Source organism: Novosphingobium aquimarinum, from assembly GCF_009746585.1.
In the GTDB taxonomy this organism is placed as follows: domain Bacteria; phylum Pseudomonadota; class Alphaproteobacteria; order Sphingomonadales; family Sphingomonadaceae; genus Novosphingobium; species Novosphingobium aquimarinum.
The window spans coordinates 122641-143140 of record NZ_WRPO01000006.1 but is presented as its reverse complement, the minus strand read 5'-3'; the positions used below and the strand labels follow the sequence as shown (position 1 = coordinate 143140).

General features: G+C 65.0%; 23 protein-coding genes. 13 read left to right on the top strand and 10 right to left on the bottom strand.

The genetic code is table 11. The annotated features are described in order from the left end of the window. Positions 1-2: 2 nt before the first annotated feature. The 3 genes from modA to panC all read right to left on the bottom strand — a co-directional run bounded on the left by modA (position 3) and on the right by panC (position 2716). Positions 3-764 carry a molybdate ABC transporter substrate-binding protein gene (gene modA, locus GQO94_RS08875; protein ID WP_156840787.1) on the bottom strand — a complete coding sequence of 254 codons (762 nt, stop codon included), beginning with the start codon at positions 762-764 and terminating at the stop codon, positions 3-5. A gap of 169 nt (positions 765-933) precedes the next feature. Further along, positions 934-1704 (bottom strand): CsgG/HfaB family protein, encoded by a 771-nt coding sequence (locus GQO94_RS08870; RefSeq protein ID WP_156840786.1) that lies wholly within the window; start codon positions 1702-1704, stop codon positions 934-936. A gap of 124 nt (positions 1705-1828) precedes the next feature. Continuing rightward, positions 1829-2716: a pantoate--beta-alanine ligase gene (panC, locus tag GQO94_RS08865; RefSeq protein ID WP_156840785.1), complete on the bottom strand. Its 888-nt coding sequence runs from the start codon at positions 2714-2716 to the stop codon at positions 1829-1831. A 99-nt stretch (positions 2717-2815) separates the two neighbouring features. Here panC and GQO94_RS08860 point away from each other — a divergent pair, with 99 nt between their 5' ends. The 3 genes from GQO94_RS08860 to pgmG are packed head-to-tail and all read left to right on the top strand — an operon-like array spanning position 2816 to position 5334. Next, positions 2816-3622, top strand: a complete 807-nt coding sequence (locus GQO94_RS08860; RefSeq protein WP_156840784.1) for a division plane positioning ATPase MipZ — start codon at positions 2816-2818, stop codon at positions 3620-3622. A gap of 15 nt (positions 3623-3637) precedes the next feature. Further along, positions 3638-3931 (top strand): J domain-containing protein, encoded by a 294-nt coding sequence (locus tag GQO94_RS08855; RefSeq protein WP_156840783.1) that lies wholly within the window; start codon positions 3638-3640, stop codon positions 3929-3931. Next, positions 3931-5334 (top strand): phosphoglucomutase/phosphomannomutase PgmG, encoded by a 1404-nt coding sequence (pgmG, locus tag GQO94_RS08850; RefSeq protein WP_156840782.1) that lies wholly within the window; start codon positions 3931-3933, stop codon positions 5332-5334. The genes GQO94_RS08855 and pgmG overlap by 1 nt, the downstream gene beginning before the upstream one ends. Positions 5335-5422: 88 nt before the next feature. On the opposite strand, the gene GQO94_RS08845 is transcribed toward pgmG, so the two are convergent. Further along, on the bottom strand, positions 5423-6358 hold the full coding sequence (locus tag GQO94_RS08845) for a BON domain-containing protein (RefSeq protein WP_198045893.1): 936 nt from the start codon (positions 6356-6358) through the stop codon (positions 5423-5425). A gap of 246 nt (positions 6359-6604) precedes the next feature. Here GQO94_RS08845 and GQO94_RS08840 point away from each other — a divergent pair, with 246 nt between their 5' ends. Further along, positions 6605-9061 (top strand): ligase-associated DNA damage response DEXH box helicase, encoded by a 2457-nt coding sequence (locus GQO94_RS08840; protein ID WP_156840781.1) that lies wholly within the window; start codon positions 6605-6607, stop codon positions 9059-9061. A 74-nt stretch (positions 9062-9135) separates the two neighbouring features. Here the strand turns inward: GQO94_RS08840 and GQO94_RS08835 are convergent, their stop codons facing one another. The 4 genes from GQO94_RS08835 to GQO94_RS08820 all read right to left on the bottom strand — a co-directional run bounded on the left by GQO94_RS08835 (position 9136) and on the right by GQO94_RS08820 (position 11773). Next, on the bottom strand, positions 9136-9570 hold the full coding sequence (locus GQO94_RS08835) for an ExbD/TolR family protein (RefSeq protein ID WP_156840780.1): 435 nt from the start codon (positions 9568-9570) through the stop codon (positions 9136-9138). A 27-nt stretch (positions 9571-9597) separates the two neighbouring features. After that, positions 9598-10131, bottom strand: coding sequence for an ExbD/TolR family protein (locus GQO94_RS08830; RefSeq protein ID WP_198045892.1), 534 nt, complete (start codon positions 10129-10131; stop codon positions 9598-9600). A gap of 118 nt (positions 10132-10249) precedes the next feature. Continuing rightward, positions 10250-11038 (bottom strand): MotA/TolQ/ExbB proton channel family protein, encoded by a 789-nt coding sequence (locus GQO94_RS08825; protein WP_156840779.1) that lies wholly within the window; start codon positions 11036-11038, stop codon positions 10250-10252. 66 nt (positions 11039-11104) lie between these two features. Further along, positions 11105-11773 (bottom strand): energy transducer TonB, encoded by a 669-nt coding sequence (locus tag GQO94_RS08820; protein WP_156840778.1) that lies wholly within the window; start codon positions 11771-11773, stop codon positions 11105-11107. A gap of 353 nt (positions 11774-12126) precedes the next feature. Between GQO94_RS08820 and GQO94_RS08815 the strand changes: the two genes are divergently transcribed. Together GQO94_RS08815 and GQO94_RS08810 are read left to right on the top strand one after the other, a co-directional pair. Beyond that, positions 12127-12978, top strand: a complete 852-nt coding sequence (locus GQO94_RS08815) for a hypothetical protein (RefSeq protein WP_156840777.1) — start codon at positions 12127-12129, stop codon at positions 12976-12978. 85 nt (positions 12979-13063) lie between these two features. Continuing rightward, entirely contained in the window at positions 13064-14371 is a 1308-nt protein-coding gene (locus GQO94_RS08810; RefSeq protein ID WP_156840776.1) for a homoserine dehydrogenase, read from the top strand. A gap of 12 nt (positions 14372-14383) precedes the next feature. Here the strand turns inward: GQO94_RS08810 and GQO94_RS08805 are convergent, their stop codons facing one another. Beyond that, positions 14384-14800 carry a hypothetical protein gene (locus tag GQO94_RS08805; RefSeq protein WP_156840775.1) on the bottom strand — a complete coding sequence of 139 codons (417 nt, stop codon included), beginning with the start codon at positions 14798-14800 and terminating at the stop codon, positions 14384-14386. 105 nt (positions 14801-14905) lie between these two features. Between GQO94_RS08805 and glpX the strand changes: the two genes are divergently transcribed. Further along, positions 14906-15904, top strand: a complete 999-nt coding sequence (gene glpX, locus GQO94_RS08800; RefSeq protein WP_156840774.1) for a class II fructose-bisphosphatase — start codon at positions 14906-14908, stop codon at positions 15902-15904. 109 nt (positions 15905-16013) lie between these two features. Next, positions 16014-16949: a ribose-phosphate pyrophosphokinase gene (locus GQO94_RS08795; protein WP_156840773.1), complete on the top strand. Its 936-nt coding sequence runs from the start codon at positions 16014-16016 to the stop codon at positions 16947-16949. Between the two features lie 7 nt (positions 16950-16956). Here the strand turns inward: GQO94_RS08795 and GQO94_RS08790 are convergent, their stop codons facing one another. Next, positions 16957-17862, bottom strand: a complete 906-nt coding sequence (locus tag GQO94_RS08790; RefSeq protein ID WP_232332839.1) for a helix-turn-helix domain-containing protein — start codon at positions 17860-17862, stop codon at positions 16957-16959. A 200-nt stretch (positions 17863-18062) separates the two neighbouring features. On the opposite strand from GQO94_RS08790, the gene hisN reads away from it, so the two are divergent. The 5 genes from hisN to GQO94_RS08765 all read left to right on the top strand — a co-directional run bounded on the left by hisN (position 18063) and on the right by GQO94_RS08765 (position 20478). After that, on the top strand, positions 18063-18845 hold the full coding sequence (hisN, locus tag GQO94_RS08785) for a histidinol-phosphatase (RefSeq protein ID WP_156840771.1): 783 nt from the start codon (positions 18063-18065) through the stop codon (positions 18843-18845). 10 nt (positions 18846-18855) lie between these two features. After that, complete coding sequence (locus GQO94_RS08780; protein WP_156840770.1) at positions 18856-19281, top strand: gamma-glutamylcyclotransferase family protein; 426 nt, start codon at positions 18856-18858, stop codon at positions 19279-19281. Positions 19282-19445: 164 nt separating this feature from the next. Then, positions 19446-19649 (top strand): 50S ribosomal protein L35, encoded by a 204-nt coding sequence (gene rpmI / locus GQO94_RS08775; RefSeq protein ID WP_156840769.1) that lies wholly within the window; start codon positions 19446-19448, stop codon positions 19647-19649. Between the two features lie 13 nt (positions 19650-19662). After that, entirely contained in the window at positions 19663-20022 is a 360-nt protein-coding gene (rplT, locus tag GQO94_RS08770; protein WP_156840768.1) for a 50S ribosomal protein L20, read from the top strand. Between the two features lie 123 nt (positions 20023-20145). Then, positions 20146-20478, top strand: coding sequence for a GIY-YIG nuclease family protein (locus GQO94_RS08765; RefSeq protein WP_156840767.1), 333 nt, complete (start codon positions 20146-20148; stop codon positions 20476-20478). The last annotated feature ends 22 nt before the right edge of the window (positions 20479-20500 follow it).

Sequence of the window (20500 nt, the reverse complement as noted above, 5' to 3'; positions counted from 1 at the left end):
CTTCAGCCCGGCAGGCCATAGCCATAGCGCGCGATGATGGCGCGGGCTGCGGCGGATTTCAGGAATGCGACGAAAGCGGTCGCGGCGGGATTGTCGCTAGCCTTGGCGAGAAGAACCGCCTGCTGCTCGATCGGCGAGTGCAGATCTGCGGGCACCGCCCAGCGCGATCCGCCGGTGGCGCCGACCAGCTGGCTCTGCGCCACGAAGCCGAGGTCGGCGGCGCCGGACGAAACAAACTGAAAGGCCTGGGCGATGGAGGTGCCCCGGACAAGGCGCGGCGCCAGACGCGCGCGCACGCCGAGCCTGTCCATCACTTCGATTGCGGCTTGACCGTAAGGAGCAAGCTGCGGGTCGGCGATCGCGATGCGCGCGAAATTGCCGGTGCGCAGCACGTCTCCCTCCGCATCGACCAGGCCGGCGCGCGCCGAGTACAGTGCCAGCTGCCCGATTGCGTAAGGGAAGAGTCCGGAAGCCGGCGCCAGGCCTTCGGCCACCAGCTGGCGCGGCTTCGCGGCATCGGCGGACAGGAATACGTCAAAGGGCGCGCCTTGGGCGATCTGCGCGTAGAAGGCGCCGGACGATCCGAAGCTCAGGACGGCGGGATCGCCGCGTTCCTGCTGAAAGGCTGCGGCAATCTCTTTTGCGCAGGCCGTGAAGTTCGCAGCCACTGCAACCCGCACGCTGCGCGACGCGGCAGGCTCCGTGCAGGCCGCCACTGCACCGGCCAAGGCAGCGATCAGGAGATTTCGGCGATCGAGTTGCATCGGTGCGAGGCTCCGCGCCGATCAACCAGCGCTATGTTTGGCCGTATACTGCGAAACGCACCGACGTAAAGCTTGCGACTTGGCCAAGTCGGTCGTCGGATCACTGAGACAAACGAAAAGGGCGGCGCCGCAGCCCCGCCCTCCTGTGCGAAATGCGTTCTTTGCCGCCTTATTCGGCCTGCGGTGCGGCCGCGGAGGCATCGCTCGGCAGTCCGCCCAGTTGCGAGACGAGTTGCGTGTACGCATCGAGATAAGCGAGCACGATGACTTGCCCGATCTCGGTGTTCTGATAGCCGCCCCCGCCGACGCCGCCGAACGTGCCGCCGAAGAACCCGCCGCCGCCAGCCCGGAAGCTGACATCCGACTTGCGGGCATAGCCCTCGGTCAGCGCTTCCTCGACCGTGGTCCGCGAGTTGACCACGGAGAGAGTGACGTTGGCCTCGCCCTTCTTGATGTTGAGACCGCCCGCGATTGCCCCGATACCACGGCCGAACAGGCCGCCGACGCCGCCAAGCACGGCGCCAAGCCCATTGCCGCCCGAATTGCGGTTGGCGCTGACGATATCGGGCTGAAGGAAGTAATCCGCCGCCTTGACTTGCCCGCGGCCGATGTTCGAGCCGCGCTGCAGTTCGCCGTTATCGGCAAGCGCGCGCTCCATCGCGCGGTTCTCGAGCGACCGGCCGCGGTTCACCAGGGTGAAGCAACGCGAACGCTGCACGAAGACGCGCAGGATCGCTTCGGGGCTGCCGAGATTGTATTCGCGCCACCACTGACTGTCCGGCTCGACAATGGCGACCGTACCGAGGTTGCGTGCGCAAATCGGAATGTTCTGGGTTCCGCGATCCTGCGCTTTGCGACCGGAAGAACGATCTGCGGCCTCGGCGGTACTTCCGGACATCACGACGGCGATTGCGGCAATCGCACAAGCAAGCTTCTTCATCTTGGTGGCTCCCTCTAAAATCCGCGCGATACTTTGCGCTCCCACAAGCGGATTGATACCCGCAGACAGGATGACTGGAAAGCGCCCGATCTGTGATTTAAACCACTCGCCGGCCGTGCGTTTCTCAGGCGGCGGGGTGAGGAGGCGCAGTCCGAGGATCGACAACCAAGGGCATATTGTCGATCAGCCGCGCCCGCCCGATGCGAGCGGCGACGAGCAATCGAGCGGGACGTTCGGCGAGTCGCTCAATCGGTTCGAGCGAAGCGGCATCGCGAACTTCGGCGTAGTCGACTGCGCTGAAACCGCCCCGGACCAGCTCTCGGCGCAATGTGTCGAGCGCGTCATCGATCGGCGTGCCCGCGACGATCGCCGCAGTCGCCGCGCGCATCGCGGCCGGCAAAGTCGCGGCCTGCGCGCGCTCGCTTTCGGTCAGATAGGCGTTGCGCGAACTCATCGCGAGGCCGTCTGCTTCGCGCACGGTCGGGACGCCGAGAATGCGATCGGCTGCGGGTCGCACGAGATCGAGGTCGCGGGCCATGCGGCGAATCACGGCAAGCTGCTGCCAGTCCTTCTCCCCGAAGAAGGCGAGGTCAGGCCGGACCTGATTGAACAGCTTGCACACCACGGTGGCGACGCCATCGAAGTGGCCCGGGCGTGTTCCGCCGCAAAGCCCTTCGCTGACCCCCGAAACCGAGATGTTGGTGGCATAGCCCGGCGGATACATCTGATCCACGCCGGGCGCCCAGACGAGATCGACTCCTTCCGCTTCGAGCATGGCGCAATCGCGCTCGAACTGGCGGGGATAGGCGTCGAGATCCTCCCCGGCGCCGAACTGCCGCGGGTTCACGAAGATCGACACCGCAACGGTATCGGCTCGCTCCCGCGCCGTTCGCACCAGTTCGAGATGGCCTTGGTGCAGCGCGCCCATCGTCGGGACGAGCGCCAGCGTGCCGGTCCGGCGCAAACCAGCAACGGCAGTTCGCAGTGGATCAAGCTCCTGGACGATTTGCATGGCGCCGCCTGCTCCGATATTCACGTCACGACCGACGCGCCGCTCGCCTTAGCCGGGCAGTGTAGGTTCGGACAACCTTGGAAGGAGCGGGTTTAGCTCGTGACAACCCATCGCATCGTCTTCGCCAACGAGAAGGGCGGTACCGGCAAGTCGACGACGGCCGTGCATGTCGCCGTCGCGCTGGCCTATCAGGGTGCCTCGGTGGCGGCGGTCGATCTCGATCACCGCCAGCGCACCTTGTTCCGCTACCTGGAAAACCGCGTCGAGACCGAGCGCAAGCGGGACATCGCGCTGCCCGGCGCGCGCTTCGCCGTCTACGATGGGGAGAGTACCGCCGAACTCGACGACCTGATGAGCGAAATCTCGGACGGCTACGATTTCCTGATCGTCGACACTCCGGGCCGCGACGATCCGCTGGCACGCCATGTCGCGGCTTCGGCCGATACGCTGGTGACGCCGCTCAACGACAGCTTCGTCGACTTCGATCTGATCGGGCAAGTCGAGAGCGAAACCTTCAAGGTCAAGCGGCTCTCGTTCTACGCGGAGATGATCTGGGAAGCGCGCAAGAAGCGCGGCATGCGCACGATCGAGGACGGTCGGCGCGAGATGGACTGGGTCGTGGTGCGCAACCGCGTGCAGCATGTCGAAGCGCGCAACATGCGCCGCCTCGACGGTGCCTTGCGCGAACTGTCCAAGCGCGTCGGCTTCCGTGTCGCCAGCGGCTTGTCCGAACGCGTCATCTTCCGCGAGCTGTTCCCCTCGGGCCTGACCTTGCTCGACAAGGAGCATCTGGGCGATCTCGGCACCAGCCATCTCGTCGCGCGGCAGGAGCTGCGCCAGCTCGTCGCCGGCCTCAACTTGCCGATGCCCGCGCGCCGCCAGCCCGATCTCGCGTTCGCGGGCTGACGAAACCCCCGAACCATGCTCAAACTCGTCTGGCTGGTGATCCTCGCGGTCTGCGCCTGGCGCCTGTTCTTCGGGCGCTGGCCATGGCAGCGACGGCTGCCGGCGCGCCGGTCCTTCGCCAAGGCGCAGGCGCAAGTCCTGCTCGGCGTGGACGACGGCGCGGATCGTCGCGAGATTCTCGATGCCCATCGTCGTCTGATCACCACGGTGCATCCGGATCGGGGCGGATCGAGCGAAAAGGTGCATGAAGCCAACGCAGCGCGCGATATGCTGCTGGCCGATCTTCCAACCGAATCGCAGGAGCAATGATGAGCTATACGTTCGACCCCACTGTCCTTCGTGAATACGACATTCGCGGGATCATCGGCAAAACCCTGGGCCCGGACGATGCGCGGGCCATTGGGCGGGGTTTCGGAACGCTGATCCGGCGCGACGGCGGCAGCAAGGTGGCCGTCGGCTACGACGGTCGGACAAGCTCGACGATGCTGGAAGACGCCTTGGTCGCCGGTCTCAATGCGAGCGGCGTCGATGCCGTGCGCATCGGCATGGGGCCGACCCCGATGCTCTACTACGCGGAAGCTTCAAGTGAAGACGTGGACGGCGGCATTCAGATAACTGGCAGCCACAATCCCCCCGATTACAACGGCTTCAAGATGGTATTTCGCGGCCGGCCATTCTTTGGCGCGGACATCCTCAAGCTCGGCGAAATGGCAGCCACGGGCGACTGGGACGAAGGCAGCGGCTCGTTCGAGAGCCGCGACATCATCGACGAATACATCATGCGCCTGCTCGAAGGGATCAGCGGCATCGACGCCGAAGCGCTCAAGGCCATGCGGATCGGCTGGGATGCGGGCAACGGTGCCGCCGGCCCCGCGCTCGAGCTGCTGGCGGCGAAGCTGCCGGGCGAACATCACCTGCTCTATACCGAGGTCGATGGCACGTTCCCCAATCATCATCCCGATCCGACCGAGGAAAAGAACCTCGCAGACCTGAAGGCGCTGGTCGCCGAGAAGAAGCTCGATTTCGGCGTGGCCTTCGACGGCGATGGCGACCGGATCGGCGCGATCGATGGCGAAGGCCGGGTGATCTGGGGCGATCAGCTGCTGATGATCTATGCCGAAGATCTGCTCGACATGGTGCCGGGCGCCACGATCATCGCCGACGTGAAAGCGTCGCGCGCGCTGTTCGACACCGTCAAGCAGCATGGCGGCGAACCGCTGATGTGGAAGACCGGGCACTCGCTGATCAAGTCCAAGATGAAGGAAACCGGATCGCCGTTGGCCGGCGAGATGAGCGGGCATGTGTTCTTCGCCCACGAATACTACGGTTATGACGACGCCCTCTACGCCGCCGTGCGCCTGATCGCGGCCAGCGTGCGGCTGGGCAAGTCGGTCACCACGCTGCGCGGCGAGATGCCGCAAATGCTCAACACGCCCGAAATGCGCTTCCAGGTCGACGAAAGCCGAAAGTTCGCGGCGATCGACGAAGTGAAGGAGCGTCTGGCCGGAACCGACGCGCAAGTGATCGCGATCGACGGTGTCCGGGTCAACACGGCCGACGGCTGGTGGCTGCTGCGCGCCTCGAACACGCAGGACGTGCTCGTCGCGCGGGCCGAAAGCGATACCGAAGCCGGGCTCGAGCGTCTGATGGGCCAGATCGACGAGCAGCTTTCGCTGTCCGGCCTCGAACGCGGCCCGCAGGCCGGCCACTAAGCGAAGCGGGACGAAAAAGGGGAGCTGCAAACGCTGCAGCTCCCCTTCTTGCGTCAGCCTTGGCGCCGTTCAGGGCGCGCGGCGTTCGTTACCTGTCGGTCGTGGCGTTCTTGCGATCGCCGATCGCCGCGCTGGCGCCCATGCCGCTCGCGGGCATGCTGGGCGTGCCTTCGCGCACCGTTTCGACGCGCAGATTGTTCTGGACGTGCCGGACGCCGGAGATCTGATCGACCACATCCTCGGCGCGACGCTTGGCCTGACGGGAGTCGACCTGACCGTCGAGCGTGACTTCGCCTTCGCTGACCGACACGCTGATCTTGCGCGCATCGACGCCCCAGTCGTGGGTCAGATGGTCGTTCGCATCTTCGCGGATGCGCTCGTCCGAACGCGTGTAGTTGGACGGGCCGCGGCCGCGATGGTCCATCTCACGCCGGCGCGCGGCATCTTCGTCCCCGAACCAGCTGGCGATTTCGTCGCCGGCCCGATCCAGGAAACCGCGGCTTTCGCCGTAGGAACGCCAATCGTCGTAGTCGCGTCCCTGGTTGGCGCGCGCGGCGTCGCCACCGAAGCGGTTGCGGCCCAAGGTGTCGTACGTCGGACGATAGCCATAGCCGGACGAGCCGCCGATGCCGCCGCCACCGGCGCCGTAGCTATCGCGCCCGCCGTAATCCTCGCTGGTGAAGGATCCGAAATTCTGGCTTCCGGACGCGCTATAGGTCGGGATTTCGTAGCCTTGCTCGGCGCCGCCGCGCCGGCCCTGGCCGCGCGGTTGGGATTGCCAGGAACCGCTGCGATCGTTCCGGTCAGACCGATTGTAGCTCATCCGGTCGCGGTCCAGCTGCTGCGGGCCGCCGTAGCCGGATTCATAGCTGCCTTCGTAGCTGCCGCCCATCTGGGGCGATCCCCGGCCCTGCCAGTCGCCGCCCGACTGTCGGGCATGATCGGCGAACTGGTTCTGCTGGCGCGGACCATCGTCGCGGTCCTGATAATTTCGGTTCTGATATTCGCGGTCGCGGTTGTTCATTGTGTGCTCCATGGCTTGAGTGATCGAGCAGATGGATCGTCCCAGACCCGGGATGCGTCCGGTGTTGCTCATTCGATGCTGATTCAACTTCTTAAGCCCGGCGATGGATCCGCATCTTGACGCAGCCATGCAGCAGGTCGGCGCAGACTGGGCGTCGGAAAGGCTTATTTAACTTCGGGAACCTGCCTCCAGGGGCGCGTGTGCTTGCGTGCCACGCTCTCGCCGCGTAGCCAGAGATCCAAGCTCATGTCCGAGATGCCCCCCGAAATTTCAGCCTGGTTCGCCGCGAAGGATTGGCGGATACGGCGGCATCAGCGCGAGATGCTCGAAGCATCCGACGCGGGCCGGCATGCGCTGCTCGTGGCGGACACCGGCGCGGGCAAGACGCTGGCGGGCTTCCTGCCCACGCTTGCGGATTTCTGTCCTTCGCGGCTTGCGGGCGAGCCTCCGGCCGAGGGCCTGCACACGCTGTACGTTTCCCCGCTCAAGGCGCTGGCGACGGACGTGCAGCGCAACCTGCTCGCGCCAGTCGCGGAGATCGGCCTCGATCTGCGGATCGAGACGCGGAGCGGCGATACGCCCTCCGACCGCAAGGCCCGTCAGCGCGCCCGGCCCCCGCATATCCTGCTCACGACACCCGAATCGCTGTCGCTGCTGCTGAGCTATCCCGAAGCCGAGACGCTGTTTGCCAGCTTGCGCCGTGTCGTGATCGACGAAGTCCATGCTTTCGCCACGGGCAAACGCGGCGATCTGCTGGCGCTGGCTTTGACGCGTCTGCAAGCGCTTGCGCCAGGGATGCAGCGCGCGGCGTTGTCGGCGACCGTGGCCGCGCCGGAAGACTTTCGCGCCTGGCTGGCGCCATGGGGCGAAATCGACGAAGTTACGCTGGTCGCGGGCGAAGAAGGCGCGCCGCCCGACGTTTCGATCCTGCTGCCCGATGAGGAGCGCATCCCCTGGAGCGGCCACGCCGCGACCTGGGCGATCCCGCAGCTCTATGCGCAGATCCGCGCGCATCGCACCACGCTGGTCTTCACCAACACGCGCTTCCTGGCCGAATACATCTTCGAGTGGCTGTGGGATGCCAACGAGGACAACCTGCCGATCGGCATCCACCACGGCTCGCTCTCGCGCGAGGCGCGGCGCAAGGTCGAGGCCGCGATGGCGCGGGGTGAACTGCGGGCACTGGTCTGTACCGCAAGCCTCGACCTCGGCGTCGACTGGGGCGACATCGATCTCGTGGTGCAGATGGGCGCGCCCAAGGGCTCGTCGCGGCTGCTGCAGCGCATCGGGCGCGCCAATCACCGGCTCGACAGCCCGAGCAAGGCGCTGCTGGTGCCCGGCAATCGCTTCGAATACCTCGAAGCGAGCGCGGCGGTCGAAGCGGTCGATCAGGGCCAGCGCGATGGCGAGGACTTTCGCCCCGGAGGGCTCGACGTCCTTGCCCAGCATGTCATGGCGCGGGCTTGCGCCGGGCCGTTCGACAAACGTGCGCTGCTGGACGAAGTGCGCTCCTCGCTGAGCTATGCCTGGCTCGATGAGGAGGCCTTTGCGCGCGTGCTCGATTTCGTCGCCACCGGCGGTTACGCGCTGCGCAGCTACGATCGCTTCCGCCGCATCGTGAAGCAGCGCGACGGCACCTGGCGGCTCAGCCATCCCGAACATGCCGCGCGGCATCGGCTCAATGCCGGCATCATCGTCGACAGCGAGATGCTGGATGTCCGGTTTCGCAATGGGCGCTCGCTGGGCAAGGTGGAGGAGATGTTCGGGGCAAGCCTGAAGCCGGGCGATACGTTTCGCTTCGCCGGCATGGACCTCGAAGTCGAAGCGCTGCGCGATCTCGAACTGGTGGTGCGCGCGGCCAAGAAATCCGCGACCATTCCCAGCTATTCGGGTCAGCGCTTGCCGATTACCGCGCATCTCGCCGAGCGCGTCCGCGCGATGCTTGCCGACCGTGCGGGCTGGGGACGGTTTCCGGACGACGTGCGCGAATGGCTGGAAGTGCAGGCGTGGCGCTCCGAGCTTCCGGTTCCCGGAACGCTCCTGATCGAAAGCTTCCCGCACCGCGAGCTTGCCTACACGACTTACTATACGTTCGAGGGCTGGAACGCGAACCAGTCGCTGGGCATGCTGATTACGCGGCGGATGGAGGATCGCGGGCTCGGGCCGCTCGGTTTCGTCGCGACCGACTATACCCTGGCGGTCTGGGGGCTGAAGGCGGTGGAAGATCCGCTCGCCTTGTTGTCGCCCGACATTCTGACTCACGAATTCGTCGATTGGGTGCAGCAGTCGCACTTGCTGCGCCGCGCCTTTCGCGAAGTGGCGGTAATTTCCGGCCTCGTCGAGCGCCAGCAACCCGGCAAGCGCAAGTCGGGCAGGCAAGTCACGTTCTCGACCGACCTCATTTATGATGTGCTCCGCAAGTACGAGCCCGATCACTTGCTGATCGAAGACGCCTGGGCGGATGCGCGTGCGCGGATGACCGACGTCGGCCGAGTGGGCGATGTCCTCGACCGTGCCGCGCGCGAGATCGTGCATGTGAAGCTCGACCGGATCAGCCCGCTATCGGTGCCGGTCATTTCGATGATCGGGCGCGAAAGCACGCCGGGCGGGGCGGCCGACGATGAACTGCTGATCGAGGCGGAGAGCCTGGCGGCGATGGCGATGCGCACCGATCCTGTCGAGGATCTGGACGAGGAAGAGTAAGTCGATCCTGGCCGCATGCACAAAAAAAGGGGCGGATCGCTCCGCCCCTTCAATTCGATTTCGCTTCGCGTTGACTACTTGCTGAATTCGGCGAACTGCTCGTTGCCGACGAAGCCGAACTTGGTGACCTGCGACTGCTTGATCACGTTCAGCGTCTTGGCCGAAAGTTCGTAGCTGGCCTGCGGGTCGGGCTGGAACTGCAGTTCCGGTTCGACGGGGTAGGTCAGCGATTCCTGCAGCAGCGAAAGCAGCGTGCCGCCATCGATCGGGTTGCCGTTCCACAGGATCTGGTTGTCCGGAGTGAGCACGACCTTGTTCTTGATCGGATCGACGTCCGGCGGCGGCGAATCCGGCGGATTCGCGACCGGGAGGTCGATGTCGATCGAGTGGGTCGCGACCGGAATGGTGATGATGAACATGATGAGAAGGACGAGCATGACGTCGATGAGCGGCGTCGTGTTCATCTCCATCATCGGGGCGCCATCGTCCTTGCCGCCTGACATTGCCATGGATAGTACTCCTGTAACCTGTCCGCGTCAGCCGTTCGGGTCGACCGGGTTCGAGATGAAGCCGACGGTCGGGTAGCCCGAAATCTGCACGTTGTAGATGGCGCCCGCGACACAGCGCCAGGGCGCATCGACGTCGCCGCGGATATGCACCTGCGGAATCGCTTCGGGATTGTTCTTGAGCGCTTCGGGACCGCCTTCGCGCTTGACGATGGCGTCGAGCCGCTTGAACGCCTGATCGCGAAGCTCTTCCGCATCCACCGGCGTGACGTTGTTGAAGTAGACACGGCATTCGCCGTTGCGTGAGGCACCGTTGAAACCGGGTTCGCCCGCGCTGCGACCACTGTCGTCCGTCGTCGAGACGGTCAGCAGCAGGTTTTCGACCTTGTCCTTCGACTCCACCGATTCGATGATCGGGATGCGGAGCTTCTCGATCGTCTGGATGGCAACGGGAACAGCAATCAGGAAGATGATGAGAAGCACCAGCATGACGTCGACGAGCGGCGTCGTGTTGATGTCGGACATCGGTGCTTCGGCACCGCCCCCGCCCGTGGATATCGCCATAGTTGTATCCTAATCCTTGATATGTCTGGGGAGAGGGCGGCGGACCCGCATGCCAGGCCCGCCGCTTGACCCCTAACGCTTCGCAGACGAGGAGCCTGCGAAGCGCGCATGGCCTTGCTTACGGCTTGGCAGGCGTCGCCGGCTTGGCAGCGGGAGCCGCCTTCGGCGCGGCCTTGGCAGCGGACGCCGGGGTGGTGATCACCGCAGGCTTCACTGCACCACGCGAGGTGATGTTGGCGAGGACGTCGCTCGAGAAACCGGTCAGCAGCTCGGCGATCCGCTTGTTGCGGCTCTGCAGGTAGTTGTAGGCGAGCACCGCGGGAACCGCGACGAGCAGACCGAGCGCGGTCATGATGAGAGCTTCACCGACCGGACCCGCGACCTTGTCGATCGAGGCCGAACCGGCGAGGCCGATGGCGATCAGCGCGCGGTAGATGCCGACGACGGTACCGAACAGGCCGATGAACGGCGCGGTCGCACCGACGGTGGCGAGGAACGGCAGACCCGAAGCGAGGCGGGCGTTGACCGAAGCTTCCGAACGAGCCAGCGAACTGTGCATCCAGTCGTGCGCTTCAAGCTGATCGGTCATCTTGGCGTGCTGTTCTTCAGCGGCCAGACCATCGTCGACGAGCTGACGCCATGCGCTGTTCTTGTCGAGCTTCGACGCGCCTTCGCGCAGCGTCGGAGCTTTCCAGAAAGTCGAACGCATCGAATTGTACTGACGCAGGATCTTCGACTGCTCGAACCACTTGGTGAACAGGATGTAGAACGAACCGAAGGACATGATGCCCAGGATGATGACGGTCGCATAGGCGATGAAACCGCCCTGCTCGAGAGCTTCGGCGAAACCGAACTTGTTCTGCGGCGCGCCCTGACCGGCGGCGGCAAGAATATCGACGATAAGCATGCGGGTAGTCCTCTCAAGAAAAAGGTGCAGGTCGGATGGCCGCCCCGGTCAGGGCAGCCATCGGGATCAGTCCGGTATCACCCACCGGATGCGGTTCGAGTAAGTGCCCTGGACTTCCTGGCCATTCTGCAAGGCTGGCTTGAAGCGGGCGCGACGGCTCACGTTCTTGCACGTCGCCTCGTCGAGATCGGGATGCCCGCTCGAACTGGTGATCGTACAGTTGGTGACGCGGCCGTCTGGGCCGACGGTAACGCGGAACCCGGTGGTTCCGGTACGTTCTTCACGAAGCGCGCGCGACGGGTAGTCGTTCGCGGTCGCCCAGTTACCGGGATTGCCACGAGGCTGAGGATCCGAAGTCGGACCCTTGGGTGCCGGCGGCGGCGGGGCCGGCGGCGCAACGACCGGCGCAGCCGGAAGTGCGATAACCGGCGCCGGCGGTGGCGCAACGGTGACCGTGTTGATCGGCGGTGGCTTGGTCGCCACGTTGATCTTCACGGGCGGTGCGACAGGCGGCGGCGGCGCTTCTACCTTCGGTTGCTCCGGAGGTGGTGGCGGCGGTTCTTCCTTCTTCACTTCTTCCTTGATGTCGACGGTCGTCACCTTTGAGATCACCTTCTTCGCCGCTTCGTAGGCGAGGCCGGTGACGAGCGCGTAAAGCAGGAAAACGTGAAGCAGAAGAACGACTATGAAAGCGGCAAGCTTGTTACCGCTCATCTTCTGGTCAGCGTAGGCCATTCAGTCGCATCACTCCATCACTAAACTGCCACGGGGCAAGCCCCGGAACCGCATGAACCGGACGCATTGCGTCAAATCCATGACGAAACCCAAAAAAGTGTCCACCCTGACGGCTAACGACCTGCCGATAAAGTCACTCGCACGACCGGCAGGCCGTGAGGCGAATTCTTGTCACGCCCCGATTTTGGGCATTCCTTAGCGAGCGTGTGGTCGCCGCGCAATGTCGAATCGGCTTTAGGCTGGGTTAACCTTCGATTCAGGGTGGTCCAGGTGCAATGTTCCGGCAGCACTATCGACGCGGTTGCGACCCGTCGTGTAGGCATGACTTGAAGCAGACCAGGAAAGACCGGGACATGCCGAAGACCCCCATAGCCAAGCCACTGAAATCCCTGGTCGCAGGGGCGTTTTTGGCGGCTCTGCCCGTGTCCGCGTTCGCCCAGCCGGCTGCCCCCGTGCCGTCCGGTCCGACTTATGCCGACCTCGCGGACCTCGCCGATTCGGCGCCGCTCGTGATCAAGGCCAATGTCCGCAAGGCGATAAAGGTTAAAAATGAGCGCGCGCCGGGATTGCGGCCAGGCCGGGCCCGCTATTACGTCGAGGCGCGTACGACAGCGCTGTTGTCCGGCGCTTCCGCGATCGGAGAATCGCTCGCCTACCTGGTCGATCTGCCGCTGGACGCGCGCGGCAAGGCGCCTTCGCTCAAGAAGCAGGACGTCATCATCTTCGCGCGCCCCGTTCCCGGGCGGCCCGGCGAGCTGCAGCTGGTGAAACCCGATGCGCAACTGTTCGCGAGCCAAGCCAACGAGGCGAAAGTGCGCGAAATCATCACGGCGCTGCTGTCTCCCGCAACGCCCGCAAAGGTGACCGGTGTGCGCGAGATTATTTTCGTTCCGGGGACGCTCGCGGGCGAAGGCGAGACCCAGATGTTTCTGTCCACCGTGGACCGGTCGGCGGCGTCGATCACCGTGCGCCACGAGCCGGGCCGGCCGCCGCTGTGGGGCGTCTCGTTTTCCGAACTGGTCGCAGACGTCAGCCGCCCGCCGGAGCGCGGTACGATCGAATGGTACAGGCTGGCCTGCTTCCTGCCGCAGATGCCGCCGCCCGGTGCCAACCTGTCCGAAAGCGCCGCTGCCCGGCAGCAGGCGGAGACGGATTATCGGCTCGTGATCGACGCGCTCGGCCCTTGCGACCGGACGATTTCGTAACCCGGACCTCGCCTCCGAGACTTTGCTGCAAGCCTCTGGCCTTTCGGGCGCGCCTCGCCTAGGCGCGCTGCCGGAAAGGACTGACATGGCTGAACCGCTCAAGATCGCACTTGCTGGACTGGGGACCGTCGGAACCGGCGTAATCCGGCTGATCGAGACCAATGCCGAACTCATTTCGCGCAGGGCCGGGCGTCCGATCCGGATTACCGCGGTGAGCGCGCGCGATCGCAGCAAGGATCGCGGCATCGATCTTTCGGCCTACGAGTGGGACGACGATCCCACCCGGCTCGGCAACCGCGCGGATGTGGATGTGGTGGTCGAGTTGGTCGGCGGGTCGGACGGTCCGGCACTCACGCTCGCCCGGAACACGATCGCGGCAGGCAAGTCGCTGGTGACCGCGAACAAGGCGATGATCGCGCACCACGGGCTCGAGCTCGCGGCGGCGGCGGAGCAGGCGGACGTGGCGCTGAAGTTCGAAGCGGCCGTGGCCGGCGGCATTCCCGTGATCAAGGGATTGAGCGAAGGCGCGGCGGCGAATCAGATCGATCGCGTCTACGGAATCCTCAACGGCACCTGCAATTACATCCTCTCCACCATGGAAGACACTGGCGCCGATTTCGGCGACGTGCTCGCCGAAGCGCAGCGGCTCGGGTATGCCGAAGCCGATCCGACGTTCGACGTCGAAGGCGTGGACGCGGCGCATAAACTTTCGATCCTGGCCGCGATCGCCTTTGGCACGAAGCTGCGGTTCGACGCCGTCGAGACTTCGGGCATTTCGCGAATCATGGCGGTCGATATCGCCCAGGCCCGCACGCTGGGCTACGTGATCCGCTTGATAGGGGTTGCCGAAGCGGCGTCCCCCAGTGGCAAACCGGGGCTGTTCCAGCGCGTGCGCGCGCATCTGGTGGCTTTCGATCACCCGCTCGCCCATGTCGACGGGGCGACCAACGCGGTCGTCGCCGTAGGCAATTTCATGGGTCGCTTGCTGTTCCAGGGCGCCGGCGCCGGCGACGGCCCCACCGCAAGCGCCGTGGTCGCCGATCTCATCGACATCGCGCGCAATGACTGGGGCGTCGGTTTCTCGATGCCTTCGGGGGAACTGCGCGAGATGGCCCCGGCCGCCAGCGGGGAGCGACGCGGTCGCGCCTATCTGCGGTTCATCGTGCCCGACCGGCCCGGAGTGCTCGCCGACATCACGGCGGCCATGCGCGATGCGGGCGTTTCGATCGAAAGCATGATTCAGAAGGCGCGGGACGACCGGACGGGCGAAGTCATGCTCGCCCTGGTCACGCACGAGGGCCCCGAATCCTGCGTCGAGGAGGCGCTGCGGATCCTCGAGGGCTCGGAGAGCCTCAACGCCCCGCCGCTGGTCCTCAACATTCTCGACAACTGATGGCTTGGCCCCTCAGGGCGCGCGCTTCTCGCCCCTGCCGATGAGGTCTGCGTCCGAACCGGCGGGGGCATCGGGAATCGCCTCCAGATCGACGAAATAGGCCGGGCCTTTGGGGCAGGGCGGGATGAAGCATCCGCGCGCCGCGGTGAAGCCGGGGTATTTCGGCTCGAGGTCGGGCGGCCGGATCGAGCCGTCGTTCAGCGCCTGCGAGGACAGCGGGTCGACGTCGCTCGTCGATTGCGCCCGGAACCGGCTGTCATCCTGCGCGCAAACGACGATTTCGCCGCTGGCCGCGCGCTCGTAGCATTCCGTCCGCGAGCGGGTGGTCGAATAGGCGCCTTGCGATCGCAGCATCATTTCGGCGATCTCACGGTCCTTCGATCCGGCATCGGCCGGCGCCTGGGCCAAGGCCGGCGTTGTGAAGAACATAGCCGCCAGGGCAAAAGGAATTGGCGCGCAATTTCTCGACAATTTCATTTCCCCTGTCTAAGCGCTCCGAAGAACGACCTCCCAGCGCCTTAATCCGGACTGAACATGACCAGCAAGACACCCCCTTCAAGTCAGGTACTCGACCGTGTCCTCGTTCTCGAGATGGTACGCGTCACAGAAGCGGCGGCGATCGCCGCGTCAAGCCTCATCGGCCGGGGGGACGAGAAGGCGGCCGACCACGCCGCGGTGGAGGCCATGCGCGAAGCGTTCGACGAACTCTACATGGACGGCACCGTGGTGATCGGCGAGGGCGAGCGCGACGAGGCGCCGATGCTCTACATCGGTGAAAAGGTCGGCGGTGCTCCGGGCGGCGGCCCCAAGATCGACATCGCGCTCGATCCGCTCGAGGGAACCACGATCACCGCTAAGGCCGGACCCAACGCGCTGGCCGTGCTCGCGGCGGCCGAGGAAGGGTGCCTCCTCAACGCGCCCGACGTCTACATGGAAAAGCTGGCGATCGGCCCCGGCTATGAGCCCGACGTAATCGATCTGGACAAGTCGCCGACCGAGAACGTCAAGTCGTTCGCGAAGGCCAAGGGCGTGGCGCCGAACGAAGTGATCGTCTGCGTGCTCGACCGTCCGCGCCACGAGGCGCTGATCGCGGAATTGCGCTCGATCGGCTGCGGCATCCAGCTCATTCCCGACGGCGACGTGGCGGGCGTGATCGCAGTGACCGACGAGGACACCACGATCGACATGTACATGGGATCGGGCGGCGCGCCCGAGGGCGTGTTGGCCGCCGCGGCGCTGCGCTGCGTCGGCGGACAGTTCCAGGGCCGCCTGCTGTTCCGCAACGACGACGAGCGCGCGCGCGCGCGCAAGTGGGGCATCGAGGATCTCGACAAGATCTACCACTTGCAGGACCTCGCCAAGGGCGACTGCATCTTCGCGGCGACGGGCGTCACCAACGGTTCGTTGCTTCAGGGCGTCAAGCACCTCAAGGGCGGCCGCATGACGACCGAGAGCGTTGTGATGCGGGCGAGCTCCGGCACGGTCCGCTGGATTCAGGGCGAACACCGCAAGGGCCCAAGCCCGTTCGGCTGATCGGGCAAGGCGCGCCGGGGAAACTGCGGTCGCGCGATATTGCAATTGGGTGACTCTCGGCTAGACGCGGGCACGGCAAGGCCCTGAAGGGCGTAAGCGGGGATTCGCGATGAAGATCATGTCCGGCAACAGCAATCTGCCGCTGGCGCGAGCGGTTGCCGGGTATCTCGAATTGCCGCTGACCGATGTCAGCGTCCGGCGATTCGCGGACGAGGAAGTCTTCGTCGAGATTCATGAGAACGTGCGCGGCGAAGACGTCTTCGTCGTTCAGCCGACGAGCTTTCCGGCCAACGACAACCTCATGGAACTGCTGATCTGCATCGATGCCCTGCGGCGGGCTTCGGCGAAGCGGATCACCGCCGTGGTGCCCTATTTCGGCTATGCCCGGCAGGATCGCAAACCCGGCCCGCGCACGCCGATCTCGGCCAAGCTGGTCGCGAACCTGATCACCGAGGCGGGCGCCGATCGCGTGCTGTCCGTCGATCTGCACGCCGGGCAGATCCAGGGCTTCTTCGATATCCCGACCGACAACCTGTTCGCGGCACCGGTCATGTCCGCCGATATCCAGGCGCGACTCGGCGGCGAGAACCTGACCGTGGTTTCGCCGGACGTCGGCGGCGTGGTGCGGGCTCGCGCGCTGGCGAAGCGGCTGGACAACGCTCCGCTGGCGATCGTCGACAAGCGTCGCGACCGACCCGGCCAGTCCGAAGTGATGAACATCATCGGCGAGGTCGACGGCCGCGCCTGCATCCTGATCGACGATATCATCGATTCGGGCGGCACCTTGTGCAACGCCGCGCAAGCCCTGCTCGATCAGGGCGCGGCGAGCGTGACCGCCTACATCAGCCACGGGGTGCTTTCGGGAGGCGCCGTGGCGCGCGTCGCGAACTCGGCGCTGACCGAGCTCGTCATTACCGATTCGATCCTGGCGAACGATGCCACCCGCGATTGCGAGAAGATCCGCATCCTGACGATCGCGCCGCTGCTGGGGGAAGCGGTCCGCCGCATCGCCGACGAGAGCTCGGTCTCCAGCCTGTTCGACTGAATTTCCGTTACTCCCAGGGCCGCGCCTTGCCGGGCTCGATCCGCTTGAGCATTTCCAGTCGCCCGGCCTGACGCAATTCCAGCGCCAGCGTCATGAGCAGTTGCGGCCGTTCGACGAACTGGCGCGGCGACATTCCGAAGAACTGACTGAATTCGCGGATGCGGTGGCTGTCGTCGTAATAGCGCAGCGCGATCTCGTCGCCCTCGCTGCCGTCGGCCACGCCGCGCAGATGGCTTGCCATATCGAGCGCACGCGCACGTCGCAGGACCTGTTTGGGCGACATCCCGAAATCGCGGCGGACGATTCGTTCGAGTTGCCGCCGATCAACCCCGCACCGCTCCGCCGCCTCGACGATGCTGACCGATGGGTCCGTCATCGCGATGGCCTCGAAGCAGGCCGTCGCCGGATGAGTTTGGGCATCGACCCGGTCTGCGAGCCGTTTTCGGATGGCATCTTCGATCGTAAGCAACCATTCTTCCGGCGATAGGTCATCCGTGAAAATGTCGGCGGGAGACAGATCCCGGTTCGAGAGCTCCGTGATTGGCGATATCTTGTTGAGATATTCGGCGACCTTTTGGCCGCGAAACGCCGAAAAAGCTCCAGGCCGGATCATGAAGCCGAGGCTGACGAAACCGTCGCGCACCTGCACCGGCATGCGATGTGTCTGGGGACCGAAAAACAATACGGCCTGGCTGAACCGCCTGGGACCGCCAGCGGTTTCGGCCTGCCAGGTTCCCGACAACTTGATGCGGACCGCCGCACAATCGGTGAGCAGACCGCAACTGATGACCTCGTCCCCAAGATCGACTTTGGTAACATAGAGCCGAGCGATCCACGGGGCGAGGTCCGGTGCCGGCGCGCGGTTGTAGGAAATCGGCTGTCCATCGCGCGTGTGCGCGATGGAAGGTTTCAACGCCTGACCATTCTTGTGTGTACCAGTCAACACTAAACTGATTTTCACCCTCAAGTTGTGTTGGGGTAACGCCCGTAATTTATCTGATATTGACAGTATTCAAGGCAGGTCTTGCGGCTCGCACGTAAACTTTATTAAGCCTTGTTAGTCATTTCGGTCAACACTTGACCGACCGCGCGTTGCACCGCCACACAGGCGGCATGACCATGAATGACGATATCGCGCTCGCGCTGCGCCTCGCCGATGCGGCCGGCGCTGCGATCCGGCCCCACTTCCGCTCGGGGATCGGCTCGGAGCGCAAGCAGGATGCCTCGCCGGTTACGGTCGCCGATCGCGAGGCCGAAGAGGCCATGCGGCGAATCCTGACCGCCGAAGTTCCTCGCGATGGCGTCATTGGCGAGGAATTCGGCGAGAAGCCGGGCGAGACCAATCGGCAGTGGGTGCTCGATCCGATCGACGGCACGGTGTCGTTCATCGCCGGGCGCCCGATCTTCGGCACGCTGATCGCGCTGCTCGTCGATGGCTTTCCCGTGCTGGGCGTCATCGACCAGCCGATCGCGAAAGAGCGCTGGATCGGCGCGTCCGGGCAACCGACCACGTTCAACGGGGCGCCGGTCCGCACGGCCGCGTGCAAGGATCTGGCCGATGCCAGCATCGCCACCACGGGGCCGCACTATTTCGACGACCACCAAGGCGCCCACTTCATGGCGCTGGCCGCCCGCACCGATCATCGCCGGATGGTGATGGGCGGGGATTGCTACAACTACGGCCTGCTCGCTTGCGGTCATATCGATCTGGTCTGCGAGGCGGGGCTCAAGCTGTACGACTTCGCTGCCCTCGTCCCGGTGGTGGAAGGCGCCGGCGGCACCATGTGCGACTGGAACGGCGATCCCCTGCATGCGGGGTGTGACGGCCACGTCCTCGCGATCGGCGATCCGGCGCGGCTCGAGGATGTGATCGAGGCGCTCGCCTGCGATCACTGAGGTCGGGGCGATGCGCATCGACCTGTTCGTGTACGGGACGCTGCAGCCCGAACTCGACACAAGGATGAGCCGCTGGCTCAGGCCTTTCGTGGCCGAGGCGCAGCCGGCGAGCGCGCCCGGCACACTCTATGCCATCGCGGCCGACGACCATTGGTATCCCGCCCTGGTGCCAGGGATCGGCCGGGTCGAAGGGACACTGCTGCGCCTTGCCTTCGCGCGCGGGGACCTGGCGCGGCTCGACTGCTTCGAAGGGCGGGAATACCGGCGCGGAGCCGTGCGCACCGTGTGTCGCGGCGGGTCTCGGCGCACGGCGCAGGCGTATATCTGGAACGGCGCGCTGCCGTCCGCTGCCCGGCCGATCCGCAGCGGAAACTTCTCCTCCTGGCTCAAGGCGACCGGATCGGCAGCCTTCGCGAGGACGCGCAACGGGACCTGATTGCGCGTCGGGCGCCCGTTCCGCTTGCTTTATCGGCAAGACCTGACTAAAGGCGCGCCCTTCAATCGACACGCGAGAAATCCCCTAATCGGACGACTCACTGTCCTGCCTGGCGAAAAGGGCTGCCACGGCCGGATCGACGTGTCCCTTACAAGGAGACCGAAATGCCCAAGCTGAAGACCAAGAGCGGTGTGAAGAAGCGCTTCAAGATCACCGCGACGGGCAAGGTGAAGCACGGCGTCGCCGGCAAGCGTCACCGCCTGATCAGCCATAACGGCAAGTACATCCGCCAGAACCGCGGCACCGAAGTCATTTCCGACGCCGATGCCAAGGTCATCAAGAAGTGGGCGCCCTACGGGCTCAACTGAGGAGTACTAGCCAATGTCCCGTATCAAACGTGGCGTGACCACACGCGCCAAGCACAAGCGTATTCTGGATCAGGCCAAGGGTTACCGCGGCCGCCGCAAGAACACGATCCGCGTCGCGCGCCAGGCTGTCGAAAAGGCCGGCCAGTACGCCTATCGTGACCGCAAGGTGAAGAAGCGCAACTTCCGCGCCCTTTGGATCCAGCGCATCAACGCCGCGGTTCGCGCCGAAGGCCTGACTTATTCGCAGTTCATCCACGGCACCAAGCTCGCCGGGATCGAACTCGACCGCAAGACGATGGCCGATCTGGCGATGAACGAAAGTGCGATCTTTAGCACCGTCATCGCGCAGGCCAAGAAGGCGCTGCCGGCGTAAGCCGAAGCTCTTCGCTGACGACAGCAAAGGGGCGCGGTCCGGCAAGGATCGCGCCCCTTTTCGTTTTCAGCTCTCTTCTTCGTCATTCCCGCGAAAGCGGGAACCCATCTCCGGACCCAGCCCATGCGGCCTGATCTGCAGCCGATGGTCTATCTTCTGGCCTCACACCGCCAGGGCACGCTCTATTGCGGGGTCACATCGAACCTGCCGGCAAGGCTCCACCAGCATCGCGAAGGCTTGCTAGATGGGTTCACGAAGGACTACGGCGTGCGGCGCCTCGTCTGGTTCGAACCGCACGAGACGATGGAATTTGCGATAACGCGCGAGAAGCGGATCAAGAAATGGAACAGGGCGTGGAAGATCGCCCTGATCGAGGAAACGAACCCGGACTGGCGGGATCTGGCGATCGATATGGGGTTTGCTCCCTTGGCATCGGGCCGGGTTCTTCGCCGCTAGCGCCGGAGATGGGTTCCCGCCT